The following is a 20,334-nucleotide window of genomic DNA, read 5'->3' as shown; positions in this document are numbered from 1 at the left end:
AGCAGCTCGGCGACGAGCGTCGGGTAGCCGCTGACGTCCTCGAGCCCGAGCGGGAAGGTGTCCGTGCCGTCGTAGTCGCCCCCGATCCCGACGTGCTCGATCCCGGCCACCTCGCGGACGTGCTCGACGTGGTCGGCGACCTGGGCCACCGTGGCGTCCGGCTTGGGGTGCTCGCGGACCCAGGTGGCCGTGAAGCGGCCGAACGCCTCCCAGTCCTTCGCGTCCACCCCGACCTCCGCGGCGGCCGCCGCGGCCTCGACCCGCCAGGCAGCGGTGTCGGGGGAGACGAACTCGGGCACGAAGGTCACCATGCAGACCCCGCCGTTGGCCGGCAGCGTCGCGAGGACGTCGTCCGGAACGTTGCGGGGCGTGTCGCAGAGCGCGCGCGCCGAGGAGTGGCTGAAGACGACGGGCGCCTCCGTGGTGGCCAGGGCGGCGCGCATCGTCGTGGCGGCGACGTGGCTCAGGTCGACGAGCATGCCGAGCCGGTTCATCTCGCGGACCACCTCGCGGCCGAAGGCGGTGAGTCCGCCGACGGCCGGCTCGTCGGTCGCCGAGTCGGCCCAGGGCGTGTTGTCGTTGTGGGTCAGCGTCAGGTACCGGACGCCGAGCGTGTGGAGGGCGCGAAGGGCCGCGAGGGACGAGCCGATGGAGTGCCCGCCCTCGGCCCCGAGCAGGGAGGCGATGTGGCCACTGGCGCGGGCGGCGTCGACGTCGTCGGCGGTCAGGGCCAGGGCGAGCTCACCCGGCCACGTGGCCACCATGCGGTGCACGGCGTCGACCTGCTCGAGGGTCGCGACGACGGCGGCGTCGCCCTGCAGGGTGCTCGGCACGAAGACGGACCAGAACTGTGCCCCGACACCGCCCTCGCGCAGCCGCGGGATGTCGGTCCGGGTGCTCGTCACCCGAGCCGACAGGTCGAGCGCCTCGAAGTCGTACCGCGTCAGCTCCCGGGCGGCCCAGGGCAGGTCGTTGTGGCCGTCGAGGAGGGGATGCTCGGCGAGCAGCCGACGTGCCCGGGCGAGCGCCTCCTGATGCGTCCCGGCGCGGCTGTCGGGGCTGTCGGCGATGTCGGGGTCGCCGGTCGTGGGGCGCTGGCCGTCGGCTCCGAGCATGTCCGACATTGAACACCCCGCCATCTAGAGTGGACGCATGGCCCCTCCCCATCCCACCGAGCGCAGCGTCGCCCTCGTCACCCTCGGCTGCACCCGCAACGAGGTCGACAGCGAGGAGCTCGCGGGGCGCCTGCTCGCGGAGGGGTGGCGGCTCGTCGACGACGCGTCGCAGGCCGACGTCGCGGTCGTCAACACGTGCGGGTTCGTCGAGCAGGCCAAGAAGGACTCCATCGACGCGCTCCTCGAGGCCAGCGACCTCAAGGAGCACGGGCGCACCCAGAAGGTCGTCGCGGTCGGCTGCCTCGCCGAGCGGTACGGCAAGCAGCTGGCCGACCAGCTGCCCGAGGCCGACGCGGTGCTCGGCTTCGACTCCTACCGCGACATGAGCGTGCACCTGCGCACCCTGCTCGCGGGTGGCCACGTCGAGAGCCACGCGCCGGGCGACCGGCGTGCCCTCCTGCCGCTGTCGCCCGTCGCACGCCAGGCGGGCGTCTCGACGGTCGCGCTGCCGGGCCACGGCGACGCGTCCGTCCCTGCTGCGTCAGCGCCCGCCGGGTCGACGCAGGCGCTCCCGACCGAGGACGCCGTCCCCGTGCCGGCCAGCGGGCCGCGCGTCGTACGCGCCCGGCTCGACGGCCGCCCCTGGGCGCCGCTCAAGATCGCCTCCGGCTGCGACCGACGCTGCTCCTTCTGCGCCATCCCGATGTTCCGCGGCGCGTTCGTCTCCCGTCGCCCCACGGACGTCGTCACCGAGGCGCGCTGGCTCGCGGCTCGTGGCGTCCGCGAGCTGTTCCTCGTCTCCGAGAACTCGACGTCCTACGGCAAGGACCTCGGCGACCTCGGCCTGCTCGAGAAGCTGCTGCCGGAGCTGACGGCAATCGGGGGCATCGAGCGGGTCCGCGTCTCCTACCTCCAGCCGGCCGAGATCCGCCCGGGACTCCTGCGCGCCATGGCCGAGACACCAGGCGTCGTCCCGTACTACGACATCTCCTTCCAGCACGCGTCCGAGCCGCTGCTGCGGCGGATGCGGCGGTTCGGATCGCGCGAGGCCTTCCTCGACCTGCTCGCGCGGGTCCGCGCGGACGCCCCGGAGGCCGGCATCCGGTGCAACGTCATCGTCGGGTTCCCCGGCGAGACCGAGACGGACCTCGCGGAGCTCGAGGCCTTCCTCGTCGAGGCGCGCCTCGACGTCGTCGGCGTCTTCGGCTACTCCGACGAGGACGGCACCGAGGCCGAGGGGTACGGCGACAAGGTCGACCCGGCCGTCGTCGCCGAGCGCCTCGACCGCGTCACCCGCCTCGTCGAGGAGCTCAACGCCCAGCGGGCCGAGGAGCGGGTCGGCGAGGTCGTCGACGTGCTCGTCGAGGAGCTCGACGACGACGGCGCGCCGGTCGGCCGGGCCGCGTTCCAGGGACCGGACGTCGACGGCGTCACCGTCCTCCGCCTCGCCGACGGGGCCCCCGTGCCCGCCGTCGGCGACCTGGTGCCGGCCGTCGTCGTCGACACCGAGGGGATCGACCTCGTCGCGGAGCCGCGATGACGCCGACCACCTTCCACCGAGGGGAGGGTCCGAACCCTCGTCCGACCGACTGGAACCTGCCGAACGCCCTGACGGTGCTCCGGTTCCTCCTCGTGCCGGTCTACGCCTTCGCCCTGTTCCAGGACGGTGGCCACGAACCGTGGTGGCGGTTCTGGGCCTGGGTCGTCTTCGCGGTCGCGGCGGTCACCGACGGCGTCGACGGCAAGCTGGCCAGACGCCGTGGTGAGATCACCAACTTCGGCAAGGTCGCCGACCCCATCGCCGACAAGGCGCTCACGGGCACGGCCTTCATCGGGCTGTCGCTGCTCGGCGTCGTGTGGTGGTGGGTCACCGTCGTCATCCTCGTCCGCGAGATCGGCATCACGGTCCTGCGCTTCGTCGTCATCCGTCACGGCGTCATGCCGGCCGGGCGTGGGGGCAAGCTCAAGACGATGCTCCAGACGCTGTCGCTCGGTGCGTTGACCTTCCCCCTCTGGGTGCTCCCGCTCGGCGAGGTCTGGACCACCGTCGCCTACGTCGTGCTCGGCGCGGCCACCGTCATGACGGTGCTGTCCGGTGTGGACTACGTGTTCAAGGCCGCGCGCCTGCGCGAGACGAGCGAGCGCACCCGGCTGCGGCGCGAGGCCCGCGCGGCGCGTCGCGCCGAGGCGGCCGGTGGTGCAGGGGGTGCGGGTGCCGCTGGAGCGGCCGCTGCACCGGGCCGCCCGGAGGAGCGGACGCCGCACCGTGAGTGACGACGCCGACGCCGTCCCGGCTGGCACCGCTGATGCCGCCGACACCGGGGCCGCCGGTGCGGCACTCGTCGCCGAGCTGACCGAGGCGCGGCAGACCCTGGCCTGCGCGGAGTCCCTCACTGCGGGACTCGTCGCGGCGACGGTGGCCGACACCCCGGGCGCCTCGAACGTGCTCCGTGGGGGCGTCGTCGCCTATGCGGCCGACCTCAAGACGGCGCTGCTCGGCGTCCCGCACGACCTGCTGGACCGGGTCGGCACCGTCGACGCCGACGTCGCGGCCGCGATGGCCCGGGGCGTACGTGAGCGGCTGGGCGCCACGTGGGGTGTGGCCACCACCGGGGTGGCCGGTCCCGGACCCGCCGAGGGCAAGCCCGCCGGCACGGTCCACGTTGCGGTGGCGGGTCCCGCGGGAACAGCGACGCGGTCGCTGCGGTTGAAGGGGACCAGGGCGCAGGTGCGCTCCGGCACGGTGGCCGGGGTCCTCGCCCTGGCCCTGGAGGAGACTCGCGCCACGCGGGGAACCGCTGCACCGGTGACCGACCCTCGCGGTACGGTAGGCCTGTCGGCACCCGGAGCTCCTACCGCCGACGACTGAGCACTCGACCCCGACGACACGACGACCTTGGAGGAGGGCGGCATGACGACACTGTTGCGACGCGAGCTCGGTGACGTCCTGCGCGAGCGCCGCCGCGCCCAGGGCCGCACGCTCCGGGAGGTCTCGGCCACGGCATCGGTGTCGCTCGGCTACCTCTCCGAGGTGGAGCGCGGTGAGAAGGAGGCGTCCTCCGAGCTGCTCGCGTCCATCTGCGGTGCGCTCGACACGCCGCTGTCCCAGGTGCTCATCGACGTGTCCGCGCGGATGGCCGAGAGCGAGGGCCTGGCCACGACCGTCCGCCTGCCCGTCCCTGCCGGCGAGGTGGTGTCGGCCTCCGCGGCCTGATCGTCTACCGTGCGAGGGTGCCCACGACGTTCACGGACCTCGAGTCACGGCTGACCCGGCTCGGCGCTCCCGACGGTGCGGCCGTGTCCGTGTGGCTGGGCGACCTCGACGGTCGTCGACGCTGGTCGCACGACGCCGACGTGCCGCACTATGCGGCCTCGACGATGAAGCTGCCGCTCGTCGTGGCGGCCCTGCGACGCGTCGTGCGGGGTGAGCTCGACCTCGAGGCCCCGCACGCGGTGCACAGCTCGTTCGCCTCCGTCCTCGACGGATCCCCCTTCACCATGGACGAGTCGGACGACCAGGACCCGGACACGTGGGCGGCGCTCGGCGGGACCCGGACGCTGGGCGAGCTCGCCGAGCACGCGATCACCCACTCGGGGAACCTCGCGACCAACCTGCTCCTCGACGTCGTCGGCCTCGACGAGGTGGCCGAGGTGCTGAGCCTGGCCGGTTGCTCGCCCTCGACCGTCGTCGCGCGCGGCATCGAGGACGCGGCCGCCCGCGCGGCCGGCATCACGAACACCGTCACGGCGGCCGACCTCGGAGCCCTGATGGCGGCCGTCGGGCGGCGGGAGCCCGCGCTCGGGGGCGAGGCCGTCCTGGCGCCGGTCGAGGCGATGCTGTCTCGCCAGCACCACCTCGACCAGGTACCGGCCGGACTGCCGCCCGGCACGCCCACTGCAAGCAAGTCGGGGTGGGTCCCGGGGGTCTCGCACGACGTCGCCCTCGTGCGGCCCGTGGGCGAGGCGCCGTTCGTGCTGGCCGTCTGCACGACGGTCGACCTCGGCGAGTCCGAGGCCGCCGCGCTCGTCGCCGACATCGCCCGCGCCGTGTGGGTGACCACCCACCCCGCGGCCGACGTCACGTCCCCGGACCGCCCCGCGGCGACCGGGAGGACGGCGGCCACTGGTGTCACGGAGGTCACCGCATGACCACCGTCGTCCGCGTCGAGACGACCACGTCGTCGGTGCCCTTGCACACGCCCTTCGTCACGGCACTGCGCCGGACCGAGACCGTCGACACCGTCCTCGTGCGCGTCACCGACAGCGACGGCAGGGTCGGCTGGGGTGAGGCCCCACAGGTGTGGCAGGTGACCGGTGAGTCCCTCGCCGGCGCGACGGCCTGCCTCGAGCAGATGCTCGCGCCTGCGGTCACGGGCCGACCGCTCGACGACCGCGGCGACCTCGCCGCGCTCGGCCGGACCGTCGCGCGCACGGTGGCGCGCAACTTCGGCGCGAAGGCGGCCTTGGACTCCGCCTTGCACGACGTCTTCGCGCTGGCCGAGGGCGTCTCGGTGGCGGCGCTGCTCGCCGAGGGTCGACGCGTCCCGGAGCCCGTGCTCGTCACCGACGTCACGCTGTCGGCCGGGAGCGCGGCCGACCTCGCCGACACCGCCCGGGCCCGGGTCGCCGACGGGTTCCGCACGGTGAAGATGAAGGTCGGGACGGACGCCGACACCGACGTCCAGCGAGTGGCCTCGGTCCGCGACGCGGTCGGGCCCGACGTCGCGATCCGTCTGGACGCCAACCAGGGCTGGACGCGCGAGGAGGCCGTGCGGGTCATCCGCGCCCTCGAGGTGGCAGACCTCGGCGTCGAGTTCGTCGAGCAGCCCGTCGTGGCGGACGACGTCGAGGGACTGGCGTGGGTCCGCGAGCGCGTCGGCCTGCCGGTCATGGCCGACGAGTCGTGCTTCGGCCCCTACGACCTCGAGCGCATCATCCGGCTCGGCGCCGCAGACCTCGTCAACGTCAAGCTCGCCAAGTGCGGGTCGCTCGCGGTCGGCCGCGACATGCTGCGCCGGGCGCACGACGCCGGGCTGCGCACCATCGTCGGTTCGATGATGGAGTCGCACGTCGGAGTCGGTGCGGCGGCCTCGCTCGTCGCTGCCGAGCCGACGACGGAGGTCAGCGACCTCGATGCCGCCTGGTGGTCGGTCGCCTCGCCGGTCGAGGGCGGTATCCGGTACTGCGGCAACGAGATCCGCCTGCCCGACGCCCCCGGGTCCGGCGTGACGGGGCTCGCCCGCGCCTGAGCCCGTGCGACGAGGGACCCCGCCGGGGCGGGGTCCCTCGTTCGTCCGGACGGGCGACCGCTGGCGTCGCAGCGGTCGTGCCGGTCGTGCCCGTCCTGCAGCCGTGCCGCCCCGTGGGACGTGCCGGGCGGCGTCGTTCAGTTGCCGACGACGCGGAACGTGAACGCGCCCTCACCGGCGCCGGTCTGCCTGGCGTTCAGACCGACTGCCTTGAGCGACTCGAGGAAGGTCTTCTCCTGACCGTGGACGCCGCTGAGGTAGAGCTTCTCGAGCTTGTCGAGGTCGAGGAACACGGCGACGTTGGACCCGCTGACGTCACCGACGGCCTGCGTGAAGGCCTCGCTGTCGCCGAGGCGCCCACCGGCCTGGAGGTCGTCGGCGTAGTCGGACGTCGTCGCCACGTACACCTTGTCGCCGACGACCCGGTGGGTCAGGGCGGGGGCCCCGCCCGCGGAGCGGAGCAGGCGGGTGATGACCGCGTCGGCCCGCTTGGCGTCGCTCGAGATGATCTTGGCGCCGATCGTCGGGGCTGCCGAGGTGAGGTCCTGGCCGGGGACCGAGAGCGTGAAGGAGCGACCGAGGAGCGCCTTGAGGTCGGCGGGTAGCTTGACGCCGAGCCCCTGCTGCACCATCGCGAGGACGTCGCCCTGGCCGCGTGCGGCACCGTCGAGCTGCTTCTTCAGGTTCGGCCACGCGGCGTCGATCGACTGGTCCGCGCCGGACACCTGCAGGGCGGCCATCGTGTTGGCCGGCAGGTTGGCCAGCTCCGTGCCATCGCCCTTGGCCGTCCCCGATGCGTCGGCGCCCCGGACGACACCGGCCAGCTCGACGTAGTCGGCGTCGAAGCGCAGGGCGGCGGCCAAGCGGCCCTTGCCACCCGGCACGGCGGTGGGCCCGAGGCTGCCGCCGAGCTTCTGCAGCTCGGGCAGGCCGAGGCGCATGTCGACCCACGCCGACGCCACGCCCTGCTCGCCGAGCGCCGACATGTCGCCGGCGAAGGTCGCGTTCTGCGCGAGACTGCCCTTCGCGGTCGCCGCGAGCGTCGCGTCGCCGAGGCCAGCCGGGGTGAGGATGGCGTAGCCGTCCTTGACGCGCAGGTCGGTGTCGGCCCCGCTGGCGCCGCAGGTCCGGAGCCGGTCCAGCGTCGTGCGCGCGGCGTCCTCGTCCCTGACCTGGATCGCCACGGCGAGGTTCGGCTTGTCCTTCGTGCCACCGGGCCGCAGCGCCAGGCCGACGCGGTCGCCGAGCCACGGCGCGATGTCGGTGTCGTAGCGGAACGTCTTCATGCACGCGTCGCGCGAGTCGTGGGCGGCGAGGTCCCAGAGCTTCTTGCGGGGGTCGCCGCTCCCGAGGGTGTTCTGGATCTGCGGGACCTTGCCGAGGAAGCGGACCGCGGCGACCTTCTGCCCGGCGGAGGGGTCGATGTCGAGGCGGAGGTAGGCGTACGCGTCACCGGGCAGCACGTCCGCGGGCTGCGAGCCGCCCCCGCCCAGCTGCTGGGCCGCGAAGACCCCGGCGCCGCCGAGCAGCACCACCGCGGCGAGGCCGCCGGCGAGCAGACCGGTACGCCTGCGGCGAGCGACGCCCGGCGCCGCCGGCTCGTCCGAGAGGGCGACGCCCTCGGTTGCCGTGGACCCGACCAGGTCGCCGGCGACGGGATACGTGTAGGGCTGGGTGACCTGCGTGTCTCCCGAAGGTCGGTACGTCGAGTCGGACATGTGAAGTGCTCCCCCTGAGGATGGTGTGCCGGCACTGGCGCCGCGCAGCGACGATATCGCCTGGTGAGGACGGCCATGTCCGGTTCGGCGATCCTGCGACGCGGTCGTGACCGGAGGCGTCCCGGGCCGGCTCCCGACGCCGAGTGGAGGCGTCGGCGACGAGGGACGACCGCAGCGGGTCGGGCACGGCTGCGCCGGGTGGCAGACTGGCAGGCGTGCGGATGAGTCACTTCTGGACCCTGATGGAGGACGAGTTCGGCGAGGGGTACGCGAGGTCGCTCGCCCGCGACCACGTCATCGGCTCGCTCGGCGGCCGGTCCGTCGACGAGGCGCTCGCAGACGGCGAACCGCCACGCCGCGTCTGGGAGGCGATCTGCGACGACATGGACGTGCCCGAGTCCCGACGCCTCGGCCGCGACGACCGCGTGGCCCGTGGCGCGCAGGGCGGCCAGGTGGCCGGCCCGTGAGCGCCCCGCGCGGCCGGATCACCCTTCGGCGTGGGGACATCACGACCGACGCCGGAGCCGACGCCATCGTCAACGCGGCGAACTCCTCGCTCCTCGGCGGTGGGGGCGTCGACGGCGCGATCCACCGCGCAGCCGGTCCTGACCTGCTCGCCGAGTGCCGGCTCCTCGGCGGGTGCGCGACCGGCGACGCCAAGATCACCGGTGCGGGGCGGCTGCCGGTCCGCCACGTCATCCACACCGTGGGTCCGGTGTGGCGCGGCGGCGGGGCGGGGGAGCCGGAGCTGCTCGCGTCCTGCTACCGCCGGTCGGTGGAGCTCGCGGCCCAGGCGTCGTGCGCCGTCGTCGCGTTCCCGGCCATCTCGTGCGGCGTCTACGGCTACCCCCCCGACGCGGCGGCCCGCGTCGCCGTGACGACGCTCGCGGACGCTCTCGCCGCGTTCCCGGCCGTCCGGGAGGCGCGCTTCTGGCTCTTCTCGGACCAGGTCCACGCCGCCTTCGAGGCGGCGCTCGCCGAGGCCGGGGAGGCCTGACCCTCGGCGGGTGCGCTGATCGAGCGGTCGGCCACGGCGGCGGCGTGTCGCTGCCCGGTCTCGAACACGTGTTCGGTAGTGTTGTCCACAGGTCCGGTGTCGTCCATGGCATCGTCCACAGGCCGTCTCGTGGTGAACTCCGATGTCGGCGCCGGCACCTAACGTCTGACCCGACAACGGAACTCACGAACGCCGTCGTTCAGGGTCGAAGGCAGACGACCGCAGCGCAGACGGCAGATAGGTGGCCACCACATGGCATCGGTGATGGACAAGGACAAGGCCCTCGCCTCGGTGATGGGTCAGATCGAGAAGAGCTACGGCAAGGGTGCGGTGATGCGCCTCGGCGACGACGTCCGACCGCCGATCGAGATCATCCCCACGGGGTCGATCGCCCTCGACGTCGCGCTCGGCATCGGCGGCCTCCCGCGTGGGCGCATCGTCGAGATCTACGGCCCGGAGTCCTCCGGCAAGACGACCGTGGCCCTGCACGCGGTCGCCAACGCGCAGCGCGCCGGCGGCATCGCGGCCTTCATCGACGCCGAGCACGCGCTCGACCCCGAGTACGCCAAGAAGCTCGGCGTCGACACCGACGCCCTGCTCGTCTCCCAGCCCGACACCGGTGAGCAGGCGCTCGAGATCGCCGACATGCTCATCCGCTCCGGCGCGCTCGACATCATCGTCATCGACTCCGTCGCCGCCCTCGTGCCGCGCGCCGAGATCGAGGGTGAGATGGGCGACAGCCACGTCGGCCTGCAGGCCCGCCTCATGAGCCAGGCGCTGCGCAAGCTCACCGGTGCGCTGAACTCGACGGGCACGACCGCGATCTTCATCAACCAGCTGCGCGAGAAGATCGGCGTCATGTTCGGTTCGCCCGAGACGACCACCGGTGGAAAGGCGCTGAAGTTCTACGCGTCCGTACGTCTCGACGTGCGTCGCATCGAGACCCTCAAGGACGGCACCGAGCCGGTCGGCAACCGCACCCGTGTCAAGGTCGTCAAGAACAAGGTGTCGCCGCCGTTCAAGCAGGCGGAGTTCGACATCCTCTACGGCCTGGGCATCTCGCGCGAGGGTGGACTCATCGACATGGGGGTCGAGCACGGCTTCATCCGCAAGGCCGGGGCCTGGTACACCTACGAGGGCGACCAGCTCGGCCAGGGCAAGGAGAACGCTCGCAACTTCCTCAAGGACAACCCCGACCTCGCCGACGAGATCGAGAAGAAGGTCAAGGAGAAGCTCGGCGTCGGGCCGCGTGTGGACCAGCCGGCCGAGGTCGCGGACGTCCCGGTCGACTTCTGATCGTGAGCTCCGGAGCTCGCCGTCCGGACCGGTCGTCAGCCGGCCTCGACCCGTCGGTCGAGGAACGGCTGGCCCGGGCCGCGCGGATCCTGGCCGAGGCCGAGGGCCTGTCCGGGGCGCCTGCTCCGGCCGGCTCGGGCAACCCCAGGCTCTGGGGCGAGCCGGGACCCTGGGGCGACGGGTCGCCTCGCCGAGATCCCGAGCTCGAGCCGGGAGGCCGCCGCGCGCCCGGTCCCTCTCGGCGGGGGAGGCGTGGCACGCCACCACCCCCGCCCGACCCGACGACGCACGCGCCCGAGACCGACCCCGAGTCGGTCGCGCGCGCGATCGTCCTGCGACAGCTGAGCATGGCGCCCCGCAGCCGGGCCCAGCTGGAGCGAAAGCTGCGGGACCGCGGCTGCGACGACTCGGTGGCGACCCGGGTCCTCGACCGCATGACCGAGGTGGGGCTCGTGGACGACGAGGCCTACGCCGAGATGCTCGTTCGCTCCAAGCAGGCGGCACGAGGTCTGGCCCGCAAGGCCCTCGCCCACGAGCTGCGCAAGCAGGGCATCGACCAGGACGTCGCCGAGGAGGCGCTCGGCCAGGTCGACGCCGACGACGAGCGGGCCAGGGCCGAGGACCTCGTGGCCAAGAAGCTGCGCACCATGCACGGGCTCGCGCCCGACGTGCAGGCCCGCCGGCTGGCAGCCATGCTGGCCCGCAAGGGCTACTCCGGGGAGATCGCGTGGCCGGTCGTGCGCGATGCGGTCAACCTCGCCGAGGAGCACCAGCGAGACTGACCCGCCCCGTCACGCCGGCCGCGGACCGGCAGCAGGAAGGTCCGGTGCCGACGGGATGGACCCGAGGGCACGACGAAGGGCGGGGACCCTGCGGTCCTCGCCCTTCGTGGGGTGGCCGGCGCGGCCGGGTTCAGGTGCAGGTCACGCCTGCGACGGCACCACGGCGATCGCCGAGATGTCGAACTCGAGCTTGACCTTCTCGCTGACGAGGACGCCACCGGTCTCGAGCGCCGCGTTGAACGACAGGTTCCACTCGGTGCGGTCGATGGTGACGCCGCCCTCGAAGCCGACGCGGGTGTTGCCGAACGGGTCCTTGGCCGAGCCGGTCTCCTCGAAGGGGATCGTGACGGACTTCGTCACCCCGTTGATGGTGAGGTCACCGGTGATCTCCCACTCGGCGCCGTCGCGCTCGACGCGCGTCGAGACGAAGGTGATCTCGGGGTGGTTCTCGATGTCGAAGAAGTCAGGGGTGCGCAGGTGGCCGTCGCGCTGCTCGTTGCCGGTGGTCACGCTCGCCGCCTTGATGGTGACGGTGACCGAGGAGTTGGACGGGGTGGCGGTGTCGACGTGGGCGCTGCCCTCGAACTCCTCGAACTGGCCGCGCACCTTGGTGACCATGGCGTGGCGCGCCGAGAAGCCGATGCGCGTGTGGCTCGGGTCCAGCGTGTAGTCGCCGGTGATGTCGGCGACGGCGACGGAGGTGGTCTCGGCCGCGGGGGCCTCGGCGGTGCGGTTGAACAGTCCCATGATGAGTCCTTCGGAGTAGATGATTGAATGTTCAACGACAGTCTGCACTGATCTCGTTGAACTGTCAAGCATTGGTTCAAACTCGGACCGTGGTCCGGTTATTCCGCCGTAGGGTGATGGGAGGCCGACGTCCGGTTGAGCCGTCGGACGGGGGCGCGGGACGCCGTACCCTAGACGCGGCCCGCACGCCACCGCGCGCCCGGCGGACTGACGGAGAAGGACGATGCCGAAGACCTATGACGTGCGCACCCACGGGTGCCAGATGAATGTCCACGACAGCGAGCGCCTCGCGGGCCTCCTCGAGACCGCGGGCTACGTCGACCTCGCCAGCCTTCCCGCGGGGGAGCGGCCGGAGGTGGCCGACGTCGTCGTCTTCAACACGTGTGCCGTCCGCGAGAACGCCGACAACAAGCTCTACGGCAACCTCGGGCAGCTGCGCCCCGCCAAGCAGAAGAACCCTGACCTGCAGATCGCCGTCGGCGGGTGCATGGCCCAGAAGGACCGAGGCGCCATCGTCGAACGCGCCCCGTGGGTCGACGTGGTCTTCGGGACCCACAACATCGGCTCGCTGCCGGCACTGCTCGACCGGGCAGCCCACAACCGCAAGGCCCAGGTCGAGATCCTCGAGAGCCTCGAGGTGTTCCCGTCCACCCTCCCCACGCGCCGCGACTCCGCCTACAGCGGTTGGGTGTCGATCTCGGTCGGGTGCAACAACACCTGCACCTTCTGCATCGTGCCGAGCCTGCGGGGCAAGGAGCAGGACCGGCGTCCCGGTGAGATCCTCGCCGAGATCGAGGCACTCGTGGCCCAGGGCGTCGTGGAGGTGACCCTGCTCGGGCAGAACGTCAACACCTACGGCGTCGAGTTCGGGGACCGGCTCGCGTTCGGCAAGCTGCTGCGCGCGTGCGGTGACATCGAGGGCCTGGAACGCGTGCGGTTCACCAGCCCGCACCCGGCCGCCTTCACCGACGACGTCATCTCGGCCATGGCCGAGACGCCGAACGTCATGCCGAGCCTGCACATGCCGCTGCAGTCGGGCTCCGACGACGTGCTGCGCCGGATGCGTCGCTCCTACCGCAGCGCCAGGTTCCTCGGCATCCTCGACCAGGTGCGTGACCGGATCCCCGACGCCGCGATCACCACCGACATCATCGTCGGCTTTCCCGGCGAGACCGAGGCAGACTTCCAGGGCACCCTCGACGTCGTGCGCGAGGCGCGGTTCTCCAGCGCCTTCACCTTCCAGTACTCGATCCGGCCCGGGACCCCGGCGGCGACGATGGAGGGCCAGGTGCCCAAGGAGGTCGTGCAGGAGCGCTTCGACCGGCTCATCGCCCTCCAGGAGGAGGTGTCGTGGGCGGAGAACCGCCGCCTGGAGGGACGGGAGGTCGAGGTCCTCGTCGCGCCGTCCGAGGGGCGCAAGGACTCCGCGACCAAGCGCCTGTCCGGCCGGGCCCGCGACAACCGTCTGGTCCACTTCGCCCTCGCCGGTGGGGCCGAGGTGCCGCGCCCGGGCGACCTCGTCACGGTCGGGGTCACGTACGGGGCGCCCCACCACCTCGTCGCCGACTCGGCCGTCACGGGTGGCGCGTACCGGGTGCGCCGCACGCCGGGTGGGGACGCGTGGGCCGCGCTCCAGGACGCGCCGACCGGCCCGCGCAAGCCGGCTGTGACCCTCGGGATGCCGGGCATCGGACGCCCCGCCGCGACCGCTCCGAGCGCTCCCGCCTGCGCCGCCCCCTGACCTCCGGCCGGTTCGGGCGCGAGCCGGTCGGCGTGCTTGACTTGGGCCCATGACCGTGCGCCCGATCGTCATCAGCGGCGAGCCCGTGCTCCACCGCTCTGCCGCCCTCGTGACCGAGTTCGACGACGACCTGCGGACGCTGGTCGAGGACATGCACGAGACGAACGTCGCGGCCAACGGTGTGGGCCTTGCCGCCCCGCAGGTCGGCGTCGGTCTGCGGGTGTTCGTCTGGAAGATGCCGAACGACGACGGGGTCCCCGAGTCGGGCCACGTCGTCAACCCGACGGTGACCACCTCGAAGGTGCCGCCGGGCCGCCCCGACCCGCACGAGGAGACCGAGGGCTGCCTGTCGGTGCCGGGTGAGTCGTTCCCGCTGCGGCGGGCCGAGCGAGCCCACGTCGTCGGGTTCGACGTCGAGGGCAACCGCGTCGAGTTCGACGCCACGGGCTGGTTCGCCCGCTGCATGCAGCACGAGTACGACCACCTCAACGGCACGCTGTACGTCGACCGCCTGGACGAGCGCCAGTCCAAGAAGGCGAAGAAGGCCGTGCGCCGCAACGGCTGGGGCACGCCGGGGCACTCGTGGATGCCCGGTGTCGACGCCGACCCCTTCGGCCACGACGAGGCCGACCTCGACGCCGAGGGCCACGAGGGCCACGAGGGCCACGAGGTGCACGCAGGCCGCCACGGCGAGCACGACGAGCTGGCGGGGTGACCCGGCCGGCGGACGCGGCCGGTCCCGACGGTGCCCTCGCCGCGCTGCCCGCCGTCGTCGCCGTCGTGGGGGCCACCGCGACCGGCAAGTCCGACCTCGCGCTCGACCTGGCCGAGCGGCTCGAGGGGGAGGTTGTCAACGCGGACGCCATGCAGCTCTACCGCGGCATGGACATCGGTACGGCGAAGCTCGCGCCCGCCGAGCGTCGCGGCATCGCCCATCACCAGCTCGACGTCCTCGATGTGACCGAGGAGGCGAGTGTCGCTGCCTACCAACGGAACTCGCGGGCCGACATCGCGGCCATCCGTGCCCGAGGCCGTCGTCCCCTCCTCGTCGGCGGCTCGGGGCTCTACGTCCGGGCGGCCCTCGACCGGCTCGACATCCCGCCCACCGACCCCGCCGTCCGAGCCCGGCTCGAGGCGGAGGCCGACCGCGAGGGAGGCGAGGCGATGCATGCCCGCCTCCGCGGCGTCGACCCGCAGGCGGCCGCGCGCATCCTGCCTGGGAACGTCCGCCGCGTGGTACGGGCCCTCGAGGTCGTCGAGCTGACCGGCCGACCGTTCAGCGCGTCGCTGCCGGCGCGCGAGCACGTCACTCCGGCAGTCGTTCTCGGGCTTCGCCTCGACCGCGCCGTGCTCGACGAGCGGATCGGCCGTCGCGTCGACCGGATGTGGGACCAGGGCCTGCGCCAGGAGACCGAACGTCTGCTCGCAGCGGGGCTTCGCGACGGGTTCACGGCGAGCCGCGCCATCGGGTACAGCCAGGCCATCGCCGTTCTCGACGGCGACCTGTCCGAGGAGCAGGCCCGGATCGACACGGCCCAGGCGACGCGTCGTTACGCGCGCCGGCAGGCGTCCTGGTTCGGCGCCGACCCGCGCATCGTCTGGCTGGAGGCCGAGGCTCCCGACCTGCTCGACCGCGCCCTCGCCGCAGTCCGGGCCCACGACGCGTCGGTCCCTGCCGTACCGGAGAATGACTGACATGACGCGCTTCACCAAGGGCCACGGCACCGAGAACGACTTCGTCCTCGTTCCCGACCTCGACGGCACCCTCGAGCTCACGCCGGCGCAGGTGCAGCGCATCGCCGACCGTCACGCGGGGCTCGGCGCCGACGGCGTCATCCGTGTCGTGCGCACCCGGTACGCCACCGACGACGCGGTGCGCTCCCAGGCCGACGACGCCGAGTGGTTCATGGACTACCGCAACTCGGACGGGTCCCTCGCGGAGATGTGCGGCAACGGCACCCGCGTCTTCGCCGAGTACCTGCGCCGCGAGGGACTCGCCCACGGCCGGCAGCTGAGCATCGCCACGCGTGCCGGCACCAAGACCATCCGCGTCACCGACACGGGCTACGCGGTCGACCTCGGGCCGTGGCGGCTCTCCGACGAGGAGGGTGCCCGCCGTGACGGTTTCGACGTCATGGTCCGTCCCCGCCACGGCAGGCCGGTCCCGGCGCTGTCGCTCGACCTCGGCAACCCGCATGCCGTCGTCATGCTCCCCGAGGGCATCGACCTCGACCAGCTCGACCTCACCGCCGCTCCCGAGGTCCACCCGGAGCAGCGCGAGGGGGTCAATGTGGAGTTCGTCAGGGCGGTCGGTCCGGGCCACATCGCGATGCGGGTCCACGAGCGCGGGGTCGGCGAGACCCGCTCGTGCGGAACCGGCGCGGCCGCGGCGGCGCTCGCCACGCGCTTCTGGTCCGGGGTCGAGGACGACTCCCCGTGGACCGTCGACGTGCCCGGCGGTCGCCTCACCGTGACACCGCTGCCGGGCAGTCGGGTCGAGCTCGCGGGACCCGCTCAGCTCGTCGCCGACGGTGAGTTCCCGTTGTGACGCCCTGCGGGCGGTCCTGACCCGCGTCGCACCTCGAGGACGCGGAACGACTTGGCCGACGACAGGCGGCGGCACGTCAGGCCCCAGTCCTGCGCGTTGAGCCACTTCTGCAGCGAGTCCGAGCCGAGGTGCTTCTGGACGACGAGGTGGGCCGCACCGTCGTCGGTGAGCCGACGCAGCCAGCGCTCGAGGAGGTCGTGCAGCGCCGCCTTGCCGACGTGGATCGGGGGGTTGGACCAGATCGTGTCGAAGCGCAGGTCGGCCGGGACCTCGTGGGGCTCGCAGAAGGTGACGTTCGCGACGCCGACGGTCGCCGCGTTGCGGCGTGCGAGGTCGAGCGAGCGGCGGTTGACGTCGACCCCCCACACGGTCGCGCCGGGGGAGCGCAGCGCGAGGGTCAGGCCGATGGGACCCCAGCCGCAGCCGAGGTCGAGGAGCGCACCCGCCGGGCTCGGATCCGGAGCCGCGGCGAGGAGGACCGCGGTGCCCGGGTCGAGACGCTCGGGGGAGTAGACGCCCCGCGCGGTGGTCAGGCGGTACGGCCTGCCCTCCAACGTCACCGCGATGGTGCGCAGGTCCTCGGGGGAGGCCGGCTCGGCGCTGAAGTAGTGGTCGGTCCGCTCGCTCATCACGGCCACCGTAGCGGCAGGGTCCCGGGGCGACACCGGCCGGACCGGTGCCGCCCCGCGCGAGGGGGTATGGGCCGGGTGAGCGCCGGTTGAGGTGGTGCGGGCACAAACGAGTCGCTCGTGGCGTTCACGGGATGGGACCATAGGGAGAACATGACGACGAACCACACGAACCAGCACAGTCGCGGCACCAACCTGTTCGCGACCCGCGCCGAGGCACTGGCCGCCGACCTCGACGAGCGCACCGAGGCGGACCTTCCGCTCTACGACGGTGACCAGCTCGACCGCGAGGAGCGTGCGGCCCTTCGCCGCGTCCAGGGGTTGTCGACCGAGCTCGAGGACGTCACCGAGGTCGAGTACCGGCAGCTTCGTCTCGAGCGCGTCGTGCTCGCCGGTGTCTGGACCGACGGCACGAGCGAGGACGCCGAGAACTCCATCCGCGAGCTCGCCGCGCTGGCCGAGACCGCCGGCTCGACCGTTCTCGCCGGCGTCCTCCAGCGGCGCCAGCGGCCGGACCCCGCCACGTACCTCGGTAAGGGCAAGGCGATCGAGCTGCGCGACATCGTCGTGGCCGAGGGCGCCGACACCGTCATCTGCGACGGCGAGCTGGCCCCGGGCCAGCGTCGTGCCCTCGAGGATGTCGTCAAGGTCAAGGTCATCGACCGCACCGCCCTGATCCTCGACATCTTCGCCCAGCACGCCAAGAGCCGGGAGGGCCGCGCCCAGGTCGAGCTGGCGCAGCTGCAGTACCTCCTGCCGCGCCTGCGCGGCTGGGGCGAGTCGATGTCCCGCCAGGCCGGTGGCCGCGTCGCCGGCGGTGAGGGCATCGGGTCGCGCGGACCCGGTGAGACGAAGATCGAGCTCGACCGCCGCCGGATCAACACCAAGATCGCCAAGCTGCGTCGCGACATCAAGGGCATGAAGACCAGCCGCGACACCCGGCGCCACTCCCGACGCGTGGGGGGCGTGCCCTCGGTCGCGATCGCCGGCTACACCAACGCCGGCAAGAGCTCGCTGCTCAACCGGCTGACCGGCGCCGGCGTGCTGGTCGAGAACCAGCTCTTCGCCACCCTCGACCCGACCGTCCGGCGCGCCGAGACCGAGGACGGCCGCGTCTACACGCTCGCCGACACCGTCGGCTTCGTCCGCAGCCTGCCCCACCAGCTCGTCGAGGCGTTCCGGTCGACGCTCGAGGAGGTGGCCGACGCCGACCTGCTGCTGCACGTCGTGGACGGCTCGCACCCGGACCCAGAGGGCCAGATCAGCGCCGTGCGCGGCGTGCTCGCCGACGTCGGCGGTGACCAGGTCAAGGAGGTCATCGTCGTCAACAAGGCCGACATCGCCGACCCGGAGGTGCTCGACCGGCTGCGCCGCCACGAGAGGCACTGCATCACCGTGTCGGCCCGAACCGGCGCCGGCCTGGCCGAGCTGCGCGACCTCATCGCCGACGAGCTGCCCAGGCCGGACATCGAGGTCGAGGTGCTGGTGCCCTACGAGCGCGGTGACCTCGTCTCCCGCATCCACGAGGGCGCCGAGGTCCTCGCCAGCGAGCACGTCGCGGACGGCACGCGCGTGCGGGCCAAGGTGACGCCCGACCTCGAGGCCGAGCTGTCCGACTACGTCGTCGTCGCGAGCTGACCGACGCCGACGGGAGGACGCGGCGTCGGTGCTGTCGTTGCTGTCGGAGCTGTCGGTGAGGATGGTGGCATGGCCCTCGAGATCCCTTGCCCGTACTGCGGCGCCCAGATGTATGCCGAGCAGGCGCACAACCGCTGCCCCAGGTGCCTGTACATCGAGCCGTGCTGCGACGGCGCGCCACAGGCTGTCTGCGAGACACGGGCGCCCGAACGTCCGGCTCCGTCGCGGTGACGGTGGATGCTCGTGGCACCTGCGTGCCGGCGCTGGTGCAGCCGCCGGCGCCGGGACGTCCGGGTGACCCCTGGATCGTGACGCGGCGTCTCGTCCTGCGCCGCCCGGACGAGGCCGACCTCGAGGACTACGTGCGACTGCACAGCGACCCGCGAACGTACGCGCACGCGCCGCACACCAGGCCGAGCCCGGAACGCTGCCGCGAGAGGCTCGAGGACGACCTCCACTCCTGGGAGGCCGACGGCGTCGGGTACGCGGCCGTCGTCGAGCGGTCCTCGGGTGAGGTCGTCGGCTGGGCCGGACTGCGGGTCAAGGACTCCGACGAGACCGAGCTCAACCTCTACTACCGGCTCGCGTACTCCCGGCTCGGTCAGGGACTGGGCCGCGAGGTGTCGCGCGGCATCGTCGCCTGGGGCTTGGAGCACCGCGACGAGCGCGTCACCGCCATGGTCGACCGGGTCAACGGCGCCTCCGCCGCGACGGCCACGGCGGCCGGCCTCGTGCAGAAGGGCACGCGCCTCAACCGCGACGACCCGCCTGGCTCGGAGCCGATGCTGTACTTCGAGGCCCCGGTCGTCGCGGTCGTCGACCCGGCCCGCGTCGACGCCGAGCTCAGGGACGCCGTCATCGACCTGTGGGTGCACGTCAACGACGCCGGCGGCTCGGTCGGCTTCCTGCCCGAGGCCCCGCGCGAGGCCGTCGCCGCCGCTCTCGACCGGCACCTGGTGGACGTCGGTGCCCAGACGGCACTGCTGTGCACCCTGCGTGACCCCGACGGCACGCTGCGGGGGCTCGGTTTCTGGGAGCACTCGCGCGGCTTCCCGTACGAGCACGTCGCCGGCCTCAAGCGGCTCATGGTGGACCCGACGGCCCAGGGTCGCAACCTCGGGCGCATCCTCCTCGGCGGGATGGTCGGCATCGCCCGGCGGTCGCTGCCCGCGGTCGAGCTGCTCAGGCTCGACTACCGCGACGGGCTCGGCCTCGGCGAGTTCTACGCCTCTGCGGGCTGGACCGAGGTCGGGCGTGTGCCGCGCGGGCTCAAGCTGTCCGACACCGACTACCGCGACGACGTCACGATGGCCCGACGCGTCGACGCTGCGCCGCTCATCTGAGGTGGTTCGGTCGCACCGCGGTGGAGTGATCCCTCACGAAAGGCCGACGATGCTTCCGTCCTCGTCCAGGTCGATGCGCTCGGCGTTGGGCGAGCTCGGCAGCCCCGGCATGGTGCGCATGTCGCCGCAGACGGCGTACACGTAGCCGGCGCCGACGGCGGCCCGCACCTCGCGGACCGGCATCCGCCACCCCGTCGGCGCCCCGAGCAGCGTCGGGTCCGACGACAGCGACAGGTGCGTCTTGGCGATGACGACGGGCAGCTCGCCGAAGCCGAGACGCTCGTAGTCGCGCAGGGCCCGGGCAGCCCCTGGGGACAGGTCGATGCCGTCGGCGCCGTAGACCTCGCGGGCCACGGTCTCGATCTTGTCCGCGAGCGGCATCTCCAGCGGGTAGAGGACGCGGAACTCGGCCCGCTCGGCGGCCGCGTCGAGCACGCGTCGGGCGAGGTCCTCCGCCCCCGACCCGCCCTCGGCCACATGACGCGTCACGGCGCAGCGGACGCCGAGCTCGTCGCAGAACCGGCGCACGAC

General features: G+C 72.9%; 21 protein-coding genes. 16 read left to right on the top strand and 5 right to left on the bottom strand.

The genetic code is table 11. The features are described from left to right. The coding region (locus tag ACPYOM_RS13415; protein WP_481346343.1) for a dipeptidase at positions 1 to 1,115 on the bottom strand (1,115 nt) is incomplete at its 3' end. 37 nt (positions 1,116 to 1,152) lie between these two features. On the opposite strand from ACPYOM_RS13415, the gene rimO reads away from it, so the two are divergent. The 6 genes from rimO to ACPYOM_RS13385 are packed head-to-tail and all read left to right on the top strand — an operon-like array spanning position 1,153 to position 6,364. Further along, entirely contained in the window at positions 1,153 to 2,655 is a 1,503-nt protein-coding gene (rimO, locus tag ACPYOM_RS13410; protein ID WP_481346342.1) for a 30S ribosomal protein S12 methylthiotransferase RimO, read from the top strand. After that, positions 2,652 to 3,389 carry a CDP-diacylglycerol--glycerol-3-phosphate 3-phosphatidyltransferase gene (gene pgsA / locus ACPYOM_RS13405; RefSeq protein ID WP_481346341.1) on the top strand — a complete coding sequence of 246 codons (738 nt, stop codon included), beginning with the start codon at positions 2,652 to 2,654 and terminating at the stop codon, positions 3,387 to 3,389. The genes rimO and pgsA overlap by 4 nt, the downstream gene beginning before the upstream one ends. Further along, positions 3,382 to 3,984: a CinA family protein gene (locus ACPYOM_RS13400; protein WP_481346340.1), complete on the top strand. Its 603-nt coding sequence runs from the start codon at positions 3,382 to 3,384 to the stop codon at positions 3,982 to 3,984. The genes pgsA and ACPYOM_RS13400 overlap by 8 nt, the downstream gene beginning before the upstream one ends. 42 nt (positions 3,985 to 4,026) lie before the next feature. After that, complete coding sequence (locus ACPYOM_RS13395) at positions 4,027 to 4,329, top strand: helix-turn-helix domain-containing protein (RefSeq protein ID WP_481341990.1); 303 nt, start codon at positions 4,027 to 4,029, stop codon at positions 4,327 to 4,329. Positions 4,330 to 4,346: 17 nt separating this feature from the next. Next, entirely contained in the window at positions 4,347 to 5,264 is a 918-nt protein-coding gene (locus ACPYOM_RS13390) for a serine hydrolase (RefSeq protein ID WP_481346339.1), read from the top strand. Further along, positions 5,261 to 6,364: a mandelate racemase/muconate lactonizing enzyme family protein gene (locus tag ACPYOM_RS13385; protein WP_481346338.1), complete on the top strand. Its 1,104-nt coding sequence runs from the start codon at positions 5,261 to 5,263 to the stop codon at positions 6,362 to 6,364. Before ACPYOM_RS13390 ends, ACPYOM_RS13385 begins: the two co-directional genes overlap by 4 nt. 137 nt (positions 6,365 to 6,501) lie before the next feature. Here the strand turns inward: ACPYOM_RS13385 and ACPYOM_RS13380 are convergent, their stop codons facing one another. Next, positions 6,502 to 8,082 carry a DUF3352 domain-containing protein gene (locus tag ACPYOM_RS13380; RefSeq protein ID WP_481346337.1) on the bottom strand — a complete coding sequence of 527 codons (1,581 nt, stop codon included), beginning with the start codon at positions 8,080 to 8,082 and terminating at the stop codon, positions 6,502 to 6,504. Between the two features lie 215 nt (positions 8,083 to 8,297). Here ACPYOM_RS13380 and ACPYOM_RS13375 point away from each other — a divergent pair, with 215 nt between their 5' ends. The 4 genes from ACPYOM_RS13375 (at position 8,298) to ACPYOM_RS13360 (ending at position 11,157) form a co-directional block, all read left to right on the top strand. Continuing rightward, positions 8,298 to 8,549: a DUF3046 domain-containing protein gene (locus tag ACPYOM_RS13375; protein ID WP_481341994.1), complete on the top strand. Its 252-nt coding sequence runs from the start codon at positions 8,298 to 8,300 to the stop codon at positions 8,547 to 8,549. Next, positions 8,546 to 9,079, top strand: coding sequence for an O-acetyl-ADP-ribose deacetylase (locus ACPYOM_RS13370; RefSeq protein ID WP_481346336.1), 534 nt, complete (start codon positions 8,546 to 8,548; stop codon positions 9,077 to 9,079). Before ACPYOM_RS13375 ends, ACPYOM_RS13370 begins: the two co-directional genes overlap by 4 nt. A gap of 252 nt (positions 9,080 to 9,331) precedes the next feature. Next, positions 9,332 to 10,375 carry a recombinase RecA gene (gene recA, locus ACPYOM_RS13365; RefSeq protein ID WP_481341996.1) on the top strand — a complete coding sequence of 348 codons (1,044 nt, stop codon included), beginning with the start codon at positions 9,332 to 9,334 and terminating at the stop codon, positions 10,373 to 10,375. A 2-nt stretch (positions 10,376 to 10,377) separates the two neighbouring features. Next, positions 10,378 to 11,157 (top strand): regulatory protein RecX, encoded by a 780-nt coding sequence (locus ACPYOM_RS13360; RefSeq protein ID WP_481346335.1) that lies wholly within the window; start codon positions 10,378 to 10,380, stop codon positions 11,155 to 11,157. 141 nt (positions 11,158 to 11,298) lie between these two features. Here ACPYOM_RS13360 and ACPYOM_RS13355 read toward each other — a convergent pair whose 3' ends face one another. After that, entirely contained in the window at positions 11,299 to 11,904 is a 606-nt protein-coding gene (locus ACPYOM_RS13355; RefSeq protein WP_481341998.1) for a YceI family protein, read from the bottom strand. 223 nt (positions 11,905 to 12,127) lie between these two features. On the opposite strand from ACPYOM_RS13355, the gene miaB reads away from it, so the two are divergent. Genes miaB through dapF form a run of 4 tightly spaced genes read left to right on the top strand, consistent with a single transcriptional unit; the run spans position 12,128 to position 16,193 of the window. After that, positions 12,128 to 13,645: a tRNA (N6-isopentenyl adenosine(37)-C2)-methylthiotransferase MiaB gene (gene miaB, locus ACPYOM_RS13350; protein WP_481346334.1), complete on the top strand. Its 1,518-nt coding sequence runs from the start codon at positions 12,128 to 12,130 to the stop codon at positions 13,643 to 13,645. Positions 13,646 to 13,694: 49 nt separating this feature from the next. Then, entirely contained in the window at positions 13,695 to 14,360 is a 666-nt protein-coding gene (gene def, locus ACPYOM_RS13345) for a peptide deformylase (RefSeq protein WP_481346333.1), read from the top strand. After that, positions 14,357 to 15,340: a tRNA (adenosine(37)-N6)-dimethylallyltransferase MiaA gene (gene miaA / locus ACPYOM_RS13340; RefSeq protein ID WP_481346332.1), complete on the top strand. Its 984-nt coding sequence runs from the start codon at positions 14,357 to 14,359 to the stop codon at positions 15,338 to 15,340. The genes def and miaA overlap by 4 nt, the downstream gene beginning before the upstream one ends. A 1-nt stretch (position 15,341) precedes the next feature. Then, a complete protein-coding gene (dapF, locus tag ACPYOM_RS13335; protein WP_481346331.1) occupies positions 15,342 to 16,193 on the top strand; it encodes a diaminopimelate epimerase in 852 nt (283 codons plus the stop codon). Here dapF and ACPYOM_RS13330 read toward each other — a convergent pair. Next, a complete protein-coding gene (locus ACPYOM_RS13330; protein WP_481346330.1) occupies positions 16,160 to 16,822 on the bottom strand; it encodes a class I SAM-dependent methyltransferase in 663 nt (220 codons plus the stop codon). The two genes, dapF and ACPYOM_RS13330, sit on opposite strands and share 34 nt — an antisense overlap. A 153-nt stretch (positions 16,823 to 16,975) precedes the next feature. Between ACPYOM_RS13330 and hflX the strand changes: the two genes are divergently transcribed. Together hflX and ACPYOM_RS13320 are read left to right on the top strand one after the other, a co-directional pair. Continuing rightward, on the top strand, positions 16,976 to 18,460 hold the full coding sequence (hflX, locus tag ACPYOM_RS13325) for a GTPase HflX (RefSeq protein WP_481341645.1): 1,485 nt from the start codon (positions 16,976 to 16,978) through the stop codon (positions 18,458 to 18,460). A gap of 308 nt (positions 18,461 to 18,768) precedes the next feature. Next, on the top strand, positions 18,769 to 19,803 hold the full coding sequence (locus tag ACPYOM_RS13320; protein WP_481346329.1) for a GNAT family N-acetyltransferase: 1,035 nt from the start codon (positions 18,769 to 18,771) through the stop codon (positions 19,801 to 19,803). 33 nt (positions 19,804 to 19,836) lie between these two features. On the opposite strand, the gene ACPYOM_RS13315 is transcribed toward ACPYOM_RS13320, so the two are convergent. Continuing rightward, positions 19,837 to 20,334 (bottom strand): formate--tetrahydrofolate ligase (locus ACPYOM_RS13315; RefSeq protein ID WP_481346328.1); only part of this gene is annotated, 498 nt, incomplete at its 5' end.

It is taken from the genome of Monashia sp. HAY1-2A, from assembly GCF_056755315.1.
The sequence above is the reverse complement of the archived record's forward strand: the minus strand, read 5'-3'. Positions and strand labels throughout refer to the sequence as shown.

Coding starts and splice junctions, on each gene's coding strand:
- rimO (WP_481346342.1), top strand. CDS start 1,153: ATGGCCCCTCCCCATCCCACCGAGCGCAGCGTCGCCCTCGTCACCCTC.
- pgsA (WP_481346341.1), top strand. CDS start 2,652: ATGACGCCGACCACCTTCCACCGAGGGGAGGGTCCGAACCCTCGTCCG.
- ACPYOM_RS13395 (WP_481341990.1), top strand. CDS start 4,027: ATGACGACACTGTTGCGACGCGAGCTCGGTGACGTCCTGCGCGAGCGC.
- ACPYOM_RS13385 (WP_481346338.1), top strand. CDS start 5,261: ATGACCACCGTCGTCCGCGTCGAGACGACCACGTCGTCGGTGCCCTTG.
- ACPYOM_RS13380 (WP_481346337.1), bottom strand. CDS start 8,082: ATGTCCGACTCGACGTACCGACCTTCGGGAGACACGCAGGTCACCCAG.
- recA (WP_481341996.1), top strand. CDS start 9,332: ATGGCATCGGTGATGGACAAGGACAAGGCCCTCGCCTCGGTGATGGGT.
- ACPYOM_RS13355 (WP_481341998.1), bottom strand. CDS start 11,904: ATGGGACTGTTCAACCGCACCGCCGAGGCCCCCGCGGCCGAGACCACC.
- miaB (WP_481346334.1), top strand. CDS start 12,128: ATGCCGAAGACCTATGACGTGCGCACCCACGGGTGCCAGATGAATGTC.
- def (WP_481346333.1), top strand. CDS start 13,695: ATGACCGTGCGCCCGATCGTCATCAGCGGCGAGCCCGTGCTCCACCGC.
- dapF (WP_481346331.1), top strand. CDS start 15,342: ATGACGCGCTTCACCAAGGGCCACGGCACCGAGAACGACTTCGTCCTC.
- ACPYOM_RS13330 (WP_481346330.1), bottom strand. CDS start 16,822: ATGAGCGAGCGGACCGACCACTACTTCAGCGCCGAGCCGGCCTCCCCC.
- hflX (WP_481341645.1), top strand. CDS start 16,976: ATGACGACGAACCACACGAACCAGCACAGTCGCGGCACCAACCTGTTC.